We start from the raw sequence: 15,461 nt of genomic DNA, 5'->3' as shown, positions 1-15,461 counted from the left end.
CAGGAGCAGGAGCGTGGTATCACGATCACGTCCGCTGCAACGACCTGCCATTGGAAAAATCATCGCATCAACATCATTGATACGCCGGGTCACGTGGACTTCACGGTAGAGGTTGAGCGTTCCCTGCGCGTACTCGATGGCGCTGTAGCAGTCCTGACTGCTCGCGGCGGCGTTGAGCCTCAGACTGAGACCGTTTGGCGTCAGGCTGAGAATTACAATGTTCCGCGTATGGCTTATGTCAACAAGATGGACATCACCGGCGCGGACTTCTTCAATGTCATCAAGATGATGAAGGAACGCCTCAATGCAAACGCAGTTGCAATCCAGCTGCCGATCGGCGCTGAGGACACGTTCAAGGGCATCATCGATCTCGTCAAGATGGAAGCCATCGTCTATGAAGACGACCTCGGCAAAGTCGAAGATGAAGTCGCGATCCCGGATGACATGAAGGATCAGGCTGAAGAATACCGTGAAATCCTCCTCGAGGCTCTTTCCGAGCTCGACGATGACTTCATGGAGAAATATCTCGGCGGCGAGGAGATCACGGAAGACGAGATCAAGGCTGTTATCCGCAAGGGTACGGTTTCCTGCAAACTCTGCCCGGTCACCTGCGGTACTTCCTATCGCAACAAGGGCGTCCAGCCGCTCCTCGATGCAATCGTCGATTACATGCCGGCTCCGACGGATATCCCGCCAATCGCTGGCATCAACCCGGAAACGGGCGAAGAGGACCATCGTCCGTCGAGCGACGATGAGCCGTTCGCCGCTCTCGCATTCAAGATCATGACGGATCCGTACGTCGGCAAGCTCGCATTCTTCCGCGTATACTCCGGTATCCTCGATGGCGGCTCTTACGTGTACAACTCCACGAAGGGCAAGAAAGAGCGTATCGGCCGTATCCTGCAGATGCATGCGAACAACCGTAAGGAAATCGACCGCGTCTACAGCGGTGATATCGCTGCTGCTGTCGGTCTCAAGGACACGACGACGGGCGACACGCTCTGCGATGAAGAGCATCCGATCATCCTCGAGTCGATGGTATTCCCGGATCCGGTTATCTCCGTTGCAGTTGAGCCGTCGACGAAGAACGACCAGGAGAAGATGGGCGTAGCACTCCAGAAGCTCGCAGAAGAAGATCCGACCTTCCGCGTCCGCACGGACCAGGAGACGGGCCAGACGATCATCTCCGGCATGGGTGAGCTTCACCTGCAGATCATCGTTGACCGCATGCTCCGCGAGTTCAAGGTCGACTGCAAAGTCGGCGAGCCGCAGGTTGCATACCGCGAGACAATCCGCAAGTCCGTTGAGGCTGAAGGTAAGTTCGTCCGCCAGTCCGGCGGTCACGGCCAGTACGGTCACTGCTGGCTCAAACTCGAGCCGCAGGAGCCGGGCGAAGGCTTCTCGTTCGAGAACAAGGTTGTCGGCGGCGCTATCCCGAAAGAATTCATCAAGCCGATTGAAGATGGTGTCAAGCAGGCTATGGAAGCTGGCGTTGTCGCTGGTTATCCGATGGTCGACATCAAGGCAACGGTCTTCGATGGTTCCTTCCACGAAGTCGACTCCTCTGAGGCAGCATTCAAGGTTGCCGGCTCCATGGCCTTCCGCAATGGTGCTGAAAAAGCAAATCCGGTTCTGCTTGAGCCGTATGTAAAAGTCGAAGTCACTGTACCGGAAGAGTACATGGGCGATGTCATCGGCGATCTGAACTCCCGCCGCGGCCGTATCGATGGTATGGAAGCGCGCAATGGTTCCCAGGTCATCACGGGCTTCGTTCCGCTCTCCGAGATGTTCGGTTACTCGACGGATCTGCGTTCCAAGACTCAGGGCCGAGGGAACTACAGCATGGAAGTTGCTTACTATGATGAAGTTCCTAAAAATATTGCTGACAAGATTGTCGCAAAAAACAAAGGTGAATAAGGGAGGAAAAAATCACAATGGCTAAAGAAAAGTTTGAAAGAACCAAACCGCATGTTAACATCGGTACCATCGGTCACGTTGACCATGGCAAGACGACGCTGACGGCTGCAATCACGAAAGTTCTCTCCGAGACTCCGGGTTGCAAAGCTTCTTTCGAAGATTACGCTGATATCGATAAGGCTCCGGAGGAGCGCGAGCGCGGTATCACGATCAACACGGCACACGTTGAGTATGAGACGCCGAAACGTCACTATGCACACGTTGACTGCCCGGGCCACGCTGACTATGTCAAGAACATGATCACGGGCGCCGCTCAGATGGATGGTGCTATCCTCGTCGTTTCCGCTGCTGATGGCCCGATGCCGCAGACGCGTGAGCACATCCTGCTCGCTCGCCAGGTCGGTGTTCCGGCAATCGTTGTCTTCCTCAACAAGGTTGACCAGGTTGACGATCCGGAGCTCCTCGAGCTCGTCGAGATGGAAGTTCGCGAGCTGCTCTCCAGCTACGATTTCCCGGGCGATGACATCCCTGTAATCGCTGGCTCCGCTCTGAAGGCCCTCGAAGGCGACGAAGAGCAGAAGAAGAACATCATCAAGCTCATGGAAGCTGTTGATGACTACATCCCGACGCCGGAGCGCGACAACGCTAAGCCGTTCCTGATGCCGGTCGAGGATGTCTTCACGATCACGGGCCGTGGTACGGTTGCAACGGGCCGCGTTGAGCGTGGTGAGCTCAAGATGAACGATACGGTTGAGATCGTTGGTCTGCAGGACGAGCCGCGTCAGACGGTTGTCACGGGCATCGAGATGTTCCGCAAGATGCTTGATTTCGCTGAGGCTGGCGACAACATCGGTGCTCTGCTCCGTGGTATCGACCGCAAAGAGATCGAGCGTGGCCAGGTTCTCGCAAAGCCGGGCACGATTCATCCGCACACGAAGTTCAAGGCTCAGGTCTATGTCCTGACGAAAGAAGAAGGCGGCCGTCATACGCCGTTCTTCACGAACTATCGCCCGCAGTTCTACTTCCGCACGACGGACGTAACTGGCGTAGTCAAACTGCCGGAAGGCACGGAGATGGTTATGCCTGGCGATAACGTCGAGATGGAAGTTGAGCTCATCACCCCGATCGCTATCGAGAAGGGCCTGCGCTTCGCTATCCGCGAAGGTGGTCACACGGTTGGTGCTGGCCGCGTAACGGAAGTCGAAGGCTAATCTTTCAACTTAATCTTTTCATAAGAGCGGCGCTCGCGTCGCTCTTATTTAAAGGTTAAAATCAATATGGTACCCCCCAATGCGATGACGTGGCAGATGGCTCGGGTGTACCCGAGGGAACTGTTACGGAGAAATGTTTGGGCCAAGAGCCTGGACGATAAGGAGGAAAAACAAATTGTCTAAACAGCAGAAAATCAGAATCCGTTTGAAGGCTTATGATCATAAAGCCCTCGATCAGAGTGCCGTAAAGATTGTCGATACGGCAAAGAAGACTGGTGCAATGGTATCCGGTCCGATTCCTCTTCCGACGGAAAAGAACATCTACACGATCCTGCGTTCCCCGCATGTCAACAAGGACAGCCGTGAGCAGTTTGAAATGCGCACGCATAAGCGCCTGATCGACATCCTACAGCCGACCAACAAGACGGTCGATGCTCTGATGCGTCTTGACCTGCCGGCAGGCGTAGACATCGAGATCAAACTTTAATCCGAGGAGGTGGAATGAATGTCGAAAGCTATCTTAGGTAGAAAACTTGGTATGACTCAGATCTTCACGGAAGAAGGCAAGGTTGTCCCGGTTACGGTCGTAGAGTCTGGCAACAACATCGTCATCCAGAACAAGACGGTTGAGTCCGACGGCTATAATGCAGTACAGCTCGGCTTCGGTGAAGTTAAAGAAAATAAAGTGAACAAACCCCTGAAAGGCCATTTCGAGAAGGCAGGCGTCAGCCCTGTAAAGTTCATTCGCGAGATGCGTCTTGCAGATGCTTCTGAATACAAAGTCGGTGACACCATCGGCGTTGACATATTTAGTGCTGGAGAACTTGTTGATGTTACGGGTACTTCCAAGGGCAAGGGTTTTGCCGGCGGTATCAAGCGTCACAACTTCGCTCGCGGTCCTATGGGCCATGGCTCCAAGTCCCATCGTGAGCCGGGTTCCACGGGTGCTATGATTTCCGGTCCTGGCGGACGTGTCCTCAAGGGCAAGAAGCTGCCGGGCCGCATGGGTGGCGAGCGCGTTACGGTTCAGCGCCTCACGGTCGTCCGTGTCGATGCAGACCGCAACCTCATCCTCATCAAGGGTGCTATTCCGGGCCCGAAGAAGAGCTTCGTTGTGATCAAGAACACCGTTAAGCCGGGCAAAAACTGATTGGAAGGAGGACACCAACAATTATGGCTACAGTAGCAGTTTATGACATCACCAACAATCAGGTTGGCGATATCGAATTGAATGACAGCATCTTCGGCGTAGAGATGAATGCAGGCCTCCTGCATCAGGCCGTCGTGATGCAGCTCGCAGCTCAGCGCCTCGGCACGCATGCCACGAAGACGCGCGGCTTTGTCCGCGGTGGCGGCCGTAAGCCGTGGAAGCAGAAGGGCACGGGCCGTGCACGTGCTGGTTCGACGCGCAGCCCGCTGTGGGTTGGCGGTGGTACGGTCTTCGGACCGCATCCGCGCAAGTATGCGTTCAGCATGCCGCGCAAGCAGCGTCGCCTCGCACTCAAGTGCGCACTCTCCGATAAAGTCAAGAGCGGCGACCTCATCGTTCTCGAGAGCCTCAACTTCGATGCTCCGAAGACGAAGCAGGTTGTCAAGATGCTCGGTGACTTCGGCGTCGATTCCAAGGCTCTCTTCATCACGGCTGATGAAGCTGAGAACGTCGAGAAATCCGCACGCAACATCCCGGGTGCGAAAGCCATCCAGGCTCTTGGCCTGAATGTCTATGATATCCTTCATCATGACAAGCTGTTCATCACGAAGGATGCCATCACCCGTATCGAGGAGGTATTCGCATAATGGAAGCACGTGATATCCTGATCCGTCCGCTGATCACTGAGAGAACGACTCAGCTCATGGCTGAAGGCAAGTACGTCTTCGTTGTTGCGAAAGCAGCCAACAAGATCGAGATTGCCAAAGCAGTCGCTGAGATCTTCAAAGTCAAAGTTGAGAAAGTCAATACGGTCAACGTACTTGGCAAAACGAAACGCATGGGCCGCACGTCTGGCAAGCGCCCTGACTATAAAAAAGCCATCGTGAAGCTCGCTGCTGGCGAAAGCATCGAGTTCTTCGAGGCATAATCGAGAAAAGGAGGTACATTTAAGTGGCAGTAAAGAGTTTTAAACCATATTCTGCAGGCCGACGCTTCATGACGGTCGCATCGTTCGATGAGATCACGGCAAGCAAGCCTGAGAAGTCCCTGACGGAACGCCTGAAGAAGAACGGCGGCCGTAACCAGCAGGGCCGCCTGACCGTCCGCCATCAGGGCGGCGGCCATAAGCGCCTCTATCGCGTGATCGATTTCAAGCGCACGAAGGACGGTATCCCGGCTCGCGTCGCTACGATCGAGTACGATCCGAACCGCAGCGCCCGCATTGCTCTGCTCAACTACGTTGACGGCGAGAAGCGCTACATCCTCGCACCGAACGGCCTCAAGGTCGGCGATCAGGTCGTTTCCGGCCCGGACGCTGATATCAAGGTCGGCAACGCACTCCCGCTCAAGAACATCCCGGTCGGCACGACGGTACACAATGTCGAGCTCAAGATCGGCAAGGGCGCACAGCTCGTCCGCAGTGCTGGTACGTCCGCACAGCTCATGGCTAAGGAAGGCGATTATGCACTCCTCCGCATGCCGTCTGGTGAGCTCCGCAAGGTGCACATCAATTGCCGCGCCACGATCGGCGAGGTCGGCAATCTCGAACACGAGAACATCACGATCGGTAAGGCTGGCCGTAACCGCTGGCTCGGCGTTCGCCCGGAGAACCGCGGCGTAGCGATGAACCCGAACGACCATCCGCACGGCGGCGGCGAGGGCCGCTCCCCTGTTGGCCGCAAGCACCCTGTTACGAAATGGGGCAAATGCGCTATGGGTGCAAAGACCCGTCGCAAGAAAGCATCCGACAAGCTCATCGTCAAAGGACGCACGAAATAATAGAAATCGACAGGCAGCCTAGTGCCGCCTGACGAAAGGAGGAGACACTTTGTCAAGATCTATTAAAAAAGGACCTTACGTTGCAGAGAGCCTGATGAAGAAGATCACGGCCCTGAACGAGGCTAACGATAAGAAGGTTGTCAAGACCTGGTCGAGAAGCTCCACGATTTTCCCGGATTTCGTCGGTCACACGATTGCCGTCCATGATGGCCGCAAGCACGTGCCGGTCTACATCACGGAAGACATGGTAGGCCATAAGCTCGGTGAGTTCGCACCGACGCGCACGTTCAAAGGCCATGCCGGCGAAGAGAGAAAGACCTCTCTGAGATAATTTTGCGAAAGGAGAATCCTTGTGGAATCTAAAGCAGTAGCTAAATATGTTCGCATCGCTCCGCGCAAAGTTCGTGTCGTCATGGATCTCATCCGTGGCAAGAACGTCGCTGAAGCGTTCGCGATTCTGAAATTCACGCCGAAGGCTGGTGCCGAGGTAGTTGAGAAAGTCCTGCGTTCTGCTGTTGCAAACGCTGAGAACAACTTTGATATGGACGTCGAGAAGCTCTACGTCAAGACGGCTTTCGCTGATCAGGGCCCGACGCTCAAGCGCATCCATCCGCGTTCCCGTGGACAGGCGTTCAAGATCTTGAAGCGTACGTCCCATGTAACCATCGTCGTTGACGAGAAGAACTGAGCAAGGAGGGAAACGGTTTGGGTCAGAAAGTAAATCCGCATGGTATTCGTCTTGGCGTCGTCAAGACCTGGGATGCTAAGTGGTATGCAGACAAAGATTTTGCAGAGAACCTGCATGAAGATATCAAAATCCGTGACTATCTGAAGCAGAGCCTTCAGGCAGCCGGTGTGTCCAGAATCGAGACGGAGCGCAGCAAGAACCGTCTGAAGCTCACGATCCATACGGCTAAGCCGGGCATGGTCATCGGCCGTGGCGGTTCGGGCATTGAGCAGATCAAAGAAGGTCTGAAGAAGTACACGACGAAGCGCGTGGACATCAACATCGCAGAGATCAAGCAGCCGGATATGGACGCTACGCTCGTCGCTGAGAACATCGCTCAGCAGCTCGAGCGCCGCATCGCTTTCCGCCGTGCGATGAAGCAGGCCGTTGGCCGCACGATGCGTCTCGGCGCTAAGGGCATCAAGATCGCTTGCAGCGGTCGCCTTGGCGGTGCTGAGATCGCACGTAAGGAATCCTATCGTGAAGGAAGTATCCCACTTCATACGCTCCGCGCTGATATCGATTACGGTACGGCAGAAGCTCACACGACTTATGGCCGCATCGGCATCAAGGTCTGGATCTTCAAGGGCGAAGTTCTTCCGGAAAGAAAGCAGGCTAAGACTGCAGCTGAAGGGAGCGAAGCTTAATGTTATTACCAAAGAGAGTCAAATACCGTAAACAGTTCCGTGGCCGCATGAAGGGCAAGGCTCATCGCGGCAATACGCTGAGCCATGGTGAGTTCGGTCTTGTAGCACTGGAGCCGGCATGGATCACGAACCGCCAGATCGAGGCAGCTCGTATCGCCATGACGCGTTACATCAAGCGCGGTGGCCAGGTCTGGATCAAGATTTTCCCGGATAAGCCGGTAACGGCAAAGCCGGCTGAGACGCGCATGGGTTCCGGTAAAGGTTCGCCGGAGTACTGGGTAGCTGTCGTGAAGCCGGGCCGCGTGCTCTTCGAGATGGATGGTGTTTCCAAGGAAATCGCTATGGAAGCAATGCGTCTCGCAGGCCACAAGCTCCCGATCAAGACGAAGTTCGTTGTGAAGGAAGACAATAAAGCAGAGGGCGGTGAAGTAAATGAAGGTTAATGAGATTCGCGAGATGAACGCTGAGGAGCTCAACCAGAAGCTTGCTTCGCTCAAAGAGGAACTTTTCAACCTCCGTTTCCAGCTCGCCACCGGCCAGCTCGAGAACCCGATGCGTATCAAGGAAGTAAAGAAGACGATCGCCCGCATCAAGACGATCCAGCGTGAGAACGAGCTCAAGGCTTGATCACGGAAACTGATATGCAGAAGGAAGGAGGCTCCCTGATGAGCGAAAGAAACGTACGTAAGACTAAGATTGGTAAGGTCATCTCCGATAAGATGGACAAGACCGTTGTTGTTGCAGTCGAGGAACTCGAGCAGCACAAGCTTTACAAGAAGCCGGTCAAGAGAACGGTCAAATTCCACGCACACGATGAGAAGAACGACGCACATGTTGGCGACAAGGTTTCCATCATGGAAACGCGCCCGCTGTCCAAGACGAAGCGCTGGAGAGTCGTTGAAGTCGTAGAACGCGCGAAATAATCCCAAATTATCGAAGAAGGAGGTCAAACAATGATCCAACAGCAAACCATCCTGAATGTTGGTGACAACACTGGTGCAAAGGAAATCATGTGCATCCGTGTTCTCGGCGGTTCCTACCGTAAATACGCTAACATTGGTGATATCATCGTAGCTGCAGTCAAATCTGCTGCTCCGGGCGGCACGGTCAAGAAGGGCGATGTCGTAAAGGCAGTCGTAGTCCGCAGCGTCAAGGGCCTGCGCCGTGCAGATGGCTCCTACATCCGTTTCGACGAGAATGCAGCCGTCATCATCAAGGACGACAAGACGCCGAAAGGCACGCGTATTTTTGGACCGGTAGCCAGAGAGCTTCGCGATAAAGACTTCATGAAGATCGTTTCCCTGGCTCCTGAAGTACTTTAATTGTGAGGAGGTGCTATTTTGTCACTCGTAAAACTGAACGTTAAGAAGGGCGACACGGTTCTCGTGCTGTCCGGCAAAGATAAAGGCAAGCAGGGCAAAGTCATCGCAGCTATGCCGAAGAAGGGTAAGGTTGTCGTCGAAGGCGTCAACAAAGTGAAGCGTCACACGAAGCCGAACCAGAAGGCTCCGCAGGGCGGCATTCTCGTCAAGGAAGCTCCGATGCATGCATGCAAAGTCATGCTCGTCTGCCCGGCATGCCAGAAGGCAACGCGCGTTGCTCACAAGGAAGTCAATGGCAAGATGGTCCGCGCTTGCAAGAAGTGCGGCGAAGTCATCGACCAGACGAAATAATCACGAAAGGAGGAGCATAAGTGGATAGATTACAGGAAAAATACCAGAACGAAGTCTGCAAGGCTATGACGGAGAAGTTCGGCTACAAGAACGTCATGCAGCTTCCGAAAATCGAGAAAGTCATCATCAACATGGGTGTCGGTGAAGCCGTTGGCAACCCGAAGGCCCTCGATGCTGCCGTGAATGATCTGACGATCATCTCGGGCCAGAAGCCGCTCCTGACGCGTGCGAAGAAGTCCCTCGCCGCTTGGAAACTGCGTGAAGGCATGCCGATCGGCTGCAAGGTAACGCTGCGCGGCACGCGCATGTACCAGTTCCTCGATAAGTTCATGAACGTCGCTCTCCCGCGCGTCCGTGACTTCCGCGGTGTATCTGACAAGGCTTTCGACGGCCGTGGCAACTACGCTGTCGGTCTCAAAGAGCAGCTCATCTTCCCGGAAATCGAATACGATAAGATCGATAAGATCCGTGGCATGAACATTGTAATTGTTACGACGGCACAGACGGATGAAGAAGCCAGAGAGCTCCTGAAACTCATGGGTATGCCGTTCAAAGCATAAGGAGGTAAGGAAACTTGGCTAAGAAGTCTATGATTGAGAAGTGGAGCAAGGAACCGAAGTTCTCCACGCGCGGCTACAACCGCTGCAAGATCTGCGGCCGTCCGCATGGTTATATGCGCAAGTTCGACATGTGCCGTATCTGCTTCCGCGAGCAGAGCTACAAAGGTGCTATCCCTGGCGTAACGAAAGCCAGCTGGTAATTTTGACATTTTGAAAGGAGGATATCGGTTCACATGGTAATGACTGATCCTATTGCAGATATGCTGACCCGTTTGCGCAATGCAAACTCTGTATTCCACGAGAAGGTGGAAATCCCGGCTTCCAAGATCAAGACCGCTATTGCAGAGGTCCTGAAGGAAGAGGGCTTCATCAAAGACTACACGTTCACGGAGGACAACAAGCAGGGCGTTCTCACGATCGACCTCAAGTACGGTCCGCAGCGTGAGAAAGTCATCTCCGGTATCAAACGCATTTCGAAACCGGGCCTTCGCCAGTACGCAAAGCACGATGAGCTTCCGCGTGTCCTGGGCGGCCTTGGCATCGCCATCATCTCCACCTCGAAGGGCATCATGAGCGACAAGCAGGCCCGCAAGGCTGGTCTCGGCGGCGAAGTCATCGCTTACGTTTGGTAATTAGTAGTCAGGAGGTGTACAGATGTCAAGAATTGGTAGAGCACCGATTGAAATCCCGGCTGGCGTAACGGTTACGCTCGGCGAGGACAATCTGGTGAAAGTAAAGGGCCCGAAAGGTGAACTTTCCCGCCACATTCATCCGGATATGAAAGTAACCGTCGAAGGCAATGTTATCACGGTAACGCGTCCTTCCGACGATAAAACGCACAGATCTCTCCATGGTCTCAGCCGTACGCTGATCCACAACATGGTCGTCGGCGTAACGGAAGGTTTCTCCAAGAACCTCGAAATCAACGGCGTTGGTTATCGTGCCCAGAAGCAGGGCAAGAACCTCAACCTCTCCCTTGGTTTCTCCCATCCGGTCGTCGTTGAGCCGCCGCAGGGCATCGAGTTCGATGTTCCGTCGGCCAATGCCATCACGGTCAAGGGCATCGACAAGGAAGTTGTCGGCCAGATCGCTGCGGAGATCCGCAGCTTCCGTGAGCCGGAGCCGTACAAAGGCAAGGGTATCAAGTACGCTGGTGAGCACATCCGCCGCAAGGAAGGTAAAGCCGGCGCTAAGGGCAAGAAATAAGGACCAAATTCTAGAAAGGAGTGAATCTCTGTGCTTCTTAAAGCAGATAAGAACAAGGCACGCCAGAAACGTCATCTGCGCGTCCGCAACCATATCGCAGGCACGGCGGCTCGTCCGCGCCTCAACGTATATCGCAGCCTCGCAAACATCTATGCGCAGGTCATCGATGATGAGAAGGGCGTAACGCTCGTCTCTGCAAGCTCCCAGGACAAGGGTTTCGAGAACTACGGCGGCAACATCGAAGCAGCTAAGGCTGTCGGTGCAGAAGTCGCTAAGCGCGCTCTCGAAAAGGGCATCACGGAAGTCGTATTCGACCGTGGCGGCTATGTTTACCATGGCCGTGTCGCCGCACTCGCTGAAGCAGCCCGTGAAGCTGGGCTGAAATTCTAAGACAAAGTCCAAAGGAGGTAAATGAATGGCTAGAAATATGGACAACGAGACTCCTGAGTTCGAGGAGAAAGTTGTATATATCAATCGAGTTGCAAAAGTCGTCAAGGGCGGCCGCCGCTTCTCGTTCAGTGCCCTTGTTGTCGTCGGCAACAAGAAAGGCAAGGTAGGCGTTGGCCTCGGCAAGGCTGCTGAGGTTCCGGAGGCAATCCGCAAGGGCGTCGAGGATGCGAAGAAGAACCTCGTCGAAGTCGCCCTCTACGACAACCGCACGATCCCGCACGAGATGATCGGCATCTTCGGTGCTGGCAAAGTCATGATGAAGCCGGCTGCCAAAGGTACTGGTGTCATCGCTGGCGGCCCGGCTCGTGCCGTCCTCGAGCTCGCTGGTATCCGCGATATCCTGACGAAGTCTCTCGGCTCCGCAAACCCGAACAACATGGTCCGCGCAACGATGGAAGGCCTCAAGGCACTCAAGCGTGCTGAGGCTGTCGCTGAGCTCCGTGGTAAGACGGTTCAGGAAATCTTAGGTTAATAGGAGGCTCACAAAATGGCAAAAGTTAAAGTCACGCTGAAGAGAAGCTTGATCGGTCGCCCGGAAACGCAGCGCAGAACCGTTCGTGCTCTTGGACTGCGCAAGATCAACTCTGTTGTTGAGCTTCCGGATAACCCGGCCATCCGTGGCCAGCTCCACAAAGTAGAGCATCTGATCAAGGTAGAAGAAATCGCAGACTAAGACGAGACAGGAGGTGCACTAGATGAAGTTACATGAATTACAGCCAGCAGCTGGTTCCCGCAAGGTCCGCAACCGCGTCGGCCGCGGCCTCGGCTCCGGCAATGGCAAGACGGCTGGTCGCGGCATGAAAGGCCAGAATTCCCGCAGCGGCGGCGGCGTTCGCACGGGTTTTGAAGGCGGCCAGATGCCGATTTACCGTCGTCTGCCGAAGCGCGGCTTCAAGAACGTCTGGGCTAAGACGTTCGCAGAAGTCAACGTTGAGACGCTCAACCGCTTCGAAGACGGCACGACGGTCGATCCGGTCGTGCTCGTTGAGTCCGGCATCCTGAAGAACGTTCAGGATGGCATCCGCATCCTCGGCAACGGCGAGCTCACGAAGAAGCTGACGGTCCGTGCCAACGGCTTCACGAAATCCGCAGAGGAGAAGATCACGGCAGCAGGTGGCAAAGTCGAGGTGATCTGAGGTGCTTTCAGCCCTTGGCAACATCTTTAAGATACCCGAACTTCGCCAGAAGATCATCTTCACGTTGATCATGTTCGCCATCTTCCGGATGGGGACGCACATCCCCGTCCCGGGAGTTGATCCGACCGCGATCGAGAAGCTCTTCGCAAACGGCAATCTGTTCGGTCTCTTGGACCTTTTTTCCGGTGGTGCGTTCAGTAAGTTCTCCATCTTCGCGATGAGCATCACGCCGTACATCAATGCGGCCATCATCATCCAGCTCCTGAATGTCGTCATCCCGACCCTCGAGCAGTGGTCGAAGGAAGGCGAGGAGGGGCACAAGAAGACGACGCAGGTCACGCGCTATCTGACCGTCGTGCTCGCCTTCCTCCAGGCAATCGGCATGTCCATTGGCCTGAAGGAAGCCATCCTGAATCCGAACCCCGTCAACATCCTGATCATCGCGATCACGCTGACGGCCGGTACGGTATTCCTCATGTGGGTGGGCGAGCAGATTACGGCGCAGGGTGTCGGCAATGGTATCTCGCTTATCATCTTTGCCGGCATCGTTGCGGCCCTGCCGAAGAACATCGGAACGATCTACCATTATGTGCAGGCTGGCACGATCAGCTATTTCAGTGTGTTCCTGTTTGGCGTCATCGCCCTGGCGATGGTCGTCTTTGTCATCCACATTGAGACGGGCTTCCGCCGCATCCCGATTTCCTACGCCAAGCGCGTGGTCGGTCAGAGAGCGTATGGCGGTCATTCCAGCCACATCCCGCTGAAAGTCAATCAGGCGGGCGTCATTCCCATCATCTTTGCGTCATCCGTGCTGATGTTCCCGGTGACCGTGGCCCAGTTCATCGATGTGCCCTGGGTCAAGACGGTGGCCAGCTATCTCGAGTGGGGCAAGCCGCTTCAGACGACGCTCTACGTCGCGCTGATCATCTTCTTCACGTATTTCTACACGGCTGTTACCGTAAAGATCCCGGATATGGCGGACAATCTGAAGAAATACGGTGGCTTCATCCCTGGCATCCGCCCAGGCCAGCCAACGGCAGATTATCTGGATCATGTCCTGACGCGTATCACGCTGGCAGGTTCCGTGTTCCTGGCCTTCATCGCCGTCCTTCCGAATATGATTGCTGCGGCAACGCATATCGAAGGTGTCTATTTCGGCGGTACGGCCCTGCTCATCGTCGTCGGTGTTGCACTGCAGACGATGAAGCAGATTGAGTCCATGGTCGTCATGCGTCATTACGAAGGGTTCATGAAATAAGAGGAGGAAGCATCATGCATATCTTGTTAATGGGCCCCCCGGGTGCCGGTAAGGGCACGCAGGCGGCTGAGCTCGTCAAAGCCTTCGATATCCCGCACATCTCCACGGGCGATATGTTCCGTGCAGCGGTCAAAGAGGGAACGGAGCTCGGCAAGCAGGCGAAAGCGTGCATGGACGCAGGCAAGCTTGTACCGGATTCCGTCACGATCGGCATCGTGCGCGAGCGTCTCTCTAAAGACGATTGCAAGAAGGGATTCATCCTCGATGGCTTCCCGCGCACGGTCGAGCAGGCAGATGCCCTGACGGGAATCCTCAAGGATCTCGGCCTCACGCTCACGCGCGTCCTGAACATCAACGTCCCGGCTGAAGACCTCATCGAGCGCGCAGTCGGGCGCCGCATCTGCAAGAAGTGCGGTGCTACGTATCACACGAAGTTCAACCCTCCAAAGAAAGAGGGCATCTGCGATGTGTGCGGCAGCGAGCTCTTCCAGCGTGCGGATGACACGGCAGAGACGATGAAGAATCGCCTTTCCGTATACGAGGCTTCGACGAAGCCGCTCATCGACTACTACAAGGCAGCCGGTGTCTATACGGAAGTCGATGGCAGACAGTCCATCGAGAAAGTCACGCAGGATCTCATCGAGACACTGAAGGCTTGACCGGAGGCTGTCGGTGATTCCCATCTGCACGGGATCACCACCGAATGATAGATGTTATTGTAAGGGCGGCCATTGGCCGCCCATTACAATGATATATGCATTTTTTAGAAGAATAACCTGTTGTTGGGCATGGCATTAGAAAATCACACTCCTTAGATGAGATGACTTTGGCCCAACCAATTTCCATGAAGCATAAAGGGAGAAATGACATGTCGAAGCAAGATGTTATTGAAGTAGAAGGCAAAGTCCTGGAAGCACTGCCGAATGCAATGTTCCAGGTTGAGCTGGAGAATGGTCACGTTGTACTGGCGCATGTATCCGGTAAGATCCGCATGAATTTCATCCGCATCCTTCCCGGTGACAAAGTCACGATCGAACTCACGCCTTATGACTTAACGCGCGGCCGTATAACCTACCGATTCAAATGAGCCAGGCTGTTCATTTTGCCCATCGTGAAAAAATATTTGACTTTTTTCGCTCCTGCCACTAGGCAGAACCGTGGAAACATGGTATACTAGCAAAATGACAAGGCTGACAATATCGAAAAGGGGGCATATAACGATGAAGGTAAAACCGTCAGTAAAGCGGATTTGCGAGAAGTGCAAGATCATCAAGCGCAAAGGCCGTGTAATGGTCATCTGCGAAAATCCGAAACACAAACAGAGACAAGGTTAATGAATGAATAAGGAGGTGCTTTATTAATGGCACGTATTGCCGGTGTAGATTTACCCCGTGACAAGAGAATTGAAATTGCTTTGACGTACATTTTTGGTATTGGTCTCAAGACTTCTCAGGATCTCCTGAAGATGACTGGCATCAATCCGGATACTCGTACGCGAGACCTCACGGAGGACGAAGTTGTAAAACTTCGTGATGTCATCGATAAGAACGTCGTGGTCGAAGGTGACCTTCGCCGCGAGCGCCAGATGAACATCAAGAGACTCGTTGATATCGGCTGCTACCGTGGTCGTCGCCACCGTCTTGGTCTTCCTGTCCGTGGACAGAACACAAAGAACAACGCCCGCACGCGTAAAGGCCCGAAAAAGGCTGTAGCAGGCAAGAAAAAGGACTAATAAAGGAGGGTTAAC

28 protein-coding genes are annotated in these 15,461 nt (G+C 54.5%); all 28 read left to right on the top strand.

Features of this window, described 5'->3' with window-relative positions; all coding sequences use genetic code 11:
• Positions 1-1,917: elongation factor G (gene fusA, locus B2X55_RS01410; protein WP_286820581.1), on the top strand; the 1,917-nt coding region annotated here is incomplete at its 5' end.
• Positions 1,918-1,934: 17 nt separating this feature from the next.
• The gene (gene tuf, locus B2X55_RS01405) at positions 1,935-3,128 is read left to right on the top strand and encodes an elongation factor Tu (protein ID WP_036377671.1); all 1,194 of its coding nucleotides are present in this window, start codon (positions 1,935-1,937) and stop codon (positions 3,126-3,128) included.
• Positions 3,129-3,303: 175 nt separating this feature from the next.
• Positions 3,304-3,615, top strand: coding sequence for a 30S ribosomal protein S10 (rpsJ, locus tag B2X55_RS01400; protein WP_029540488.1), 312 nt, complete (start codon positions 3,304-3,306; stop codon positions 3,613-3,615).
• Positions 3,616-3,633: 18 nt separating this feature from the next.
• On the top strand, positions 3,634-4,278 hold the full coding sequence (gene rplC / locus B2X55_RS01395; RefSeq protein WP_036377679.1) for a 50S ribosomal protein L3: 645 nt from the start codon (positions 3,634-3,636) through the stop codon (positions 4,276-4,278).
• A 23-nt stretch (positions 4,279-4,301) separates the two neighbouring features.
• A complete protein-coding gene (gene rplD, locus B2X55_RS01390) occupies positions 4,302-4,925 on the top strand; it encodes a 50S ribosomal protein L4 (protein ID WP_036377685.1) in 624 nt (207 codons plus the stop codon).
• Positions 4,925-5,206 carry a 50S ribosomal protein L23 gene (rplW, locus tag B2X55_RS01385; protein ID WP_005842100.1) on the top strand — a complete coding sequence of 94 codons (282 nt, stop codon included), beginning with the start codon at positions 4,925-4,927 and terminating at the stop codon, positions 5,204-5,206. Before rplD ends, rplW begins: the two co-directional genes overlap by 1 nt.
• Before the next feature lie 23 nt (positions 5,207-5,229).
• A complete protein-coding gene (gene rplB, locus B2X55_RS01380) occupies positions 5,230-6,057 on the top strand; it encodes a 50S ribosomal protein L2 (protein WP_072003590.1) in 828 nt (275 codons plus the stop codon).
• Between the two features lie 49 nt (positions 6,058-6,106).
• Entirely contained in the window at positions 6,107-6,388 is a 282-nt protein-coding gene (gene rpsS, locus B2X55_RS01375; RefSeq protein ID WP_036377701.1) for a 30S ribosomal protein S19, read from the top strand.
• Positions 6,389-6,409: 21 nt separating this feature from the next.
• Positions 6,410-6,745: a 50S ribosomal protein L22 gene (rplV, locus tag B2X55_RS01370; protein ID WP_036377705.1), complete on the top strand. Its 336-nt coding sequence runs from the start codon at positions 6,410-6,412 to the stop codon at positions 6,743-6,745.
• Positions 6,746-6,762: 17 nt separating this feature from the next.
• Complete coding sequence (gene rpsC, locus B2X55_RS01365) at positions 6,763-7,431, top strand: 30S ribosomal protein S3 (protein WP_036377712.1); 669 nt, start codon at positions 6,763-6,765, stop codon at positions 7,429-7,431.
• A complete protein-coding gene (rplP, locus tag B2X55_RS01360) occupies positions 7,431-7,874 on the top strand; it encodes a 50S ribosomal protein L16 (RefSeq protein ID WP_036377718.1) in 444 nt (147 codons plus the stop codon). Before rpsC ends, rplP begins: the two co-directional genes overlap by 1 nt.
• Positions 7,864-8,058, top strand: a complete 195-nt coding sequence (gene rpmC, locus B2X55_RS01355; RefSeq protein WP_005842110.1) for a 50S ribosomal protein L29 — start codon at positions 7,864-7,866, stop codon at positions 8,056-8,058. Before rplP ends, rpmC begins: the two co-directional genes overlap by 11 nt.
• A gap of 38 nt (positions 8,059-8,096) precedes the next feature.
• Positions 8,097-8,354: a 30S ribosomal protein S17 gene (gene rpsQ / locus B2X55_RS01350; RefSeq protein ID WP_036377724.1), complete on the top strand. Its 258-nt coding sequence runs from the start codon at positions 8,097-8,099 to the stop codon at positions 8,352-8,354.
• Between the two features lie 30 nt (positions 8,355-8,384).
• The gene (rplN, locus tag B2X55_RS01345; protein WP_005842114.1) at positions 8,385-8,753 is read left to right on the top strand and encodes a 50S ribosomal protein L14; all 369 of its coding nucleotides are present in this window, start codon (positions 8,385-8,387) and stop codon (positions 8,751-8,753) included.
• An 18-nt stretch (positions 8,754-8,771) separates the two neighbouring features.
• Positions 8,772-9,104, top strand: a complete 333-nt coding sequence (rplX, locus tag B2X55_RS01340) for a 50S ribosomal protein L24 (RefSeq protein WP_036377730.1) — start codon at positions 8,772-8,774, stop codon at positions 9,102-9,104.
• Between the two features lie 20 nt (positions 9,105-9,124).
• Positions 9,125-9,664 carry a 50S ribosomal protein L5 gene (rplE, locus tag B2X55_RS01335; protein WP_005842117.1) on the top strand — a complete coding sequence of 180 codons (540 nt, stop codon included), beginning with the start codon at positions 9,125-9,127 and terminating at the stop codon, positions 9,662-9,664.
• A gap of 14 nt (positions 9,665-9,678) precedes the next feature.
• On the top strand, positions 9,679-9,864 hold the full coding sequence (locus tag B2X55_RS01330) for a type Z 30S ribosomal protein S14 (protein ID WP_036377733.1): 186 nt from the start codon (positions 9,679-9,681) through the stop codon (positions 9,862-9,864).
• A gap of 33 nt (positions 9,865-9,897) precedes the next feature.
• The gene (rpsH, locus tag B2X55_RS01325; RefSeq protein WP_036377737.1) at positions 9,898-10,296 is read left to right on the top strand and encodes a 30S ribosomal protein S8; all 399 of its coding nucleotides are present in this window, start codon (positions 9,898-9,900) and stop codon (positions 10,294-10,296) included.
• Positions 10,297-10,318: 22 nt separating this feature from the next.
• Positions 10,319-10,870: a 50S ribosomal protein L6 gene (gene rplF, locus B2X55_RS01320; RefSeq protein WP_036377741.1), complete on the top strand. Its 552-nt coding sequence runs from the start codon at positions 10,319-10,321 to the stop codon at positions 10,868-10,870.
• A gap of 30 nt (positions 10,871-10,900) precedes the next feature.
• Entirely contained in the window at positions 10,901-11,260 is a 360-nt protein-coding gene (gene rplR / locus B2X55_RS01315; protein WP_036377745.1) for a 50S ribosomal protein L18, read from the top strand.
• A 25-nt stretch (positions 11,261-11,285) separates the two neighbouring features.
• On the top strand, positions 11,286-11,792 hold the full coding sequence (gene rpsE, locus B2X55_RS01310; protein WP_036377748.1) for a 30S ribosomal protein S5: 507 nt from the start codon (positions 11,286-11,288) through the stop codon (positions 11,790-11,792).
• A 15-nt stretch (positions 11,793-11,807) separates the two neighbouring features.
• Entirely contained in the window at positions 11,808-11,993 is a 186-nt protein-coding gene (gene rpmD, locus B2X55_RS01305; RefSeq protein WP_036377750.1) for a 50S ribosomal protein L30, read from the top strand.
• A gap of 22 nt (positions 11,994-12,015) precedes the next feature.
• Positions 12,016-12,456 (top strand): 50S ribosomal protein L15, encoded by a 441-nt coding sequence (gene rplO, locus B2X55_RS01300; RefSeq protein ID WP_005842128.1) that lies wholly within the window; start codon positions 12,016-12,018, stop codon positions 12,454-12,456.
• A gap of 1 nt (position 12,457) precedes the next feature.
• The gene (gene secY, locus B2X55_RS01295) at positions 12,458-13,714 is read left to right on the top strand and encodes a preprotein translocase subunit SecY (protein ID WP_036377753.1); all 1,257 of its coding nucleotides are present in this window, start codon (positions 12,458-12,460) and stop codon (positions 13,712-13,714) included.
• A 14-nt stretch (positions 13,715-13,728) separates the two neighbouring features.
• Entirely contained in the window at positions 13,729-14,373 is a 645-nt protein-coding gene (locus tag B2X55_RS01290) for an adenylate kinase (RefSeq protein ID WP_036377758.1), read from the top strand.
• Positions 14,374-14,582: 209 nt separating this feature from the next.
• On the top strand, positions 14,583-14,801 hold the full coding sequence (gene infA, locus B2X55_RS01285; RefSeq protein WP_009645081.1) for a translation initiation factor IF-1: 219 nt from the start codon (positions 14,583-14,585) through the stop codon (positions 14,799-14,801).
• A 133-nt stretch (positions 14,802-14,934) separates the two neighbouring features.
• The gene (gene rpmJ, locus B2X55_RS01280; protein ID WP_005842139.1) at positions 14,935-15,048 is read left to right on the top strand and encodes a 50S ribosomal protein L36; all 114 of its coding nucleotides are present in this window, start codon (positions 14,935-14,937) and stop codon (positions 15,046-15,048) included.
• A gap of 26 nt (positions 15,049-15,074) precedes the next feature.
• Positions 15,075-15,446, top strand: a complete 372-nt coding sequence (gene rpsM, locus B2X55_RS01275) for a 30S ribosomal protein S13 (RefSeq protein WP_036377765.1) — start codon at positions 15,075-15,077, stop codon at positions 15,444-15,446.
• The last annotated feature ends 15 nt before the right edge of the window (positions 15,447-15,461 follow it).

Origin of the sequence: Mitsuokella sp. UBA4253, from assembly GCF_002395285.1 — a bacterium.
Classification (GTDB): domain Bacteria; phylum Bacillota; class Negativicutes; order Selenomonadales; family Selenomonadaceae; genus Mitsuokella; species Mitsuokella jalaludinii.
The sequence above is the reverse complement of the archived record's forward strand: the minus strand, read 5'-3'. Positions and strand labels throughout refer to the sequence as shown.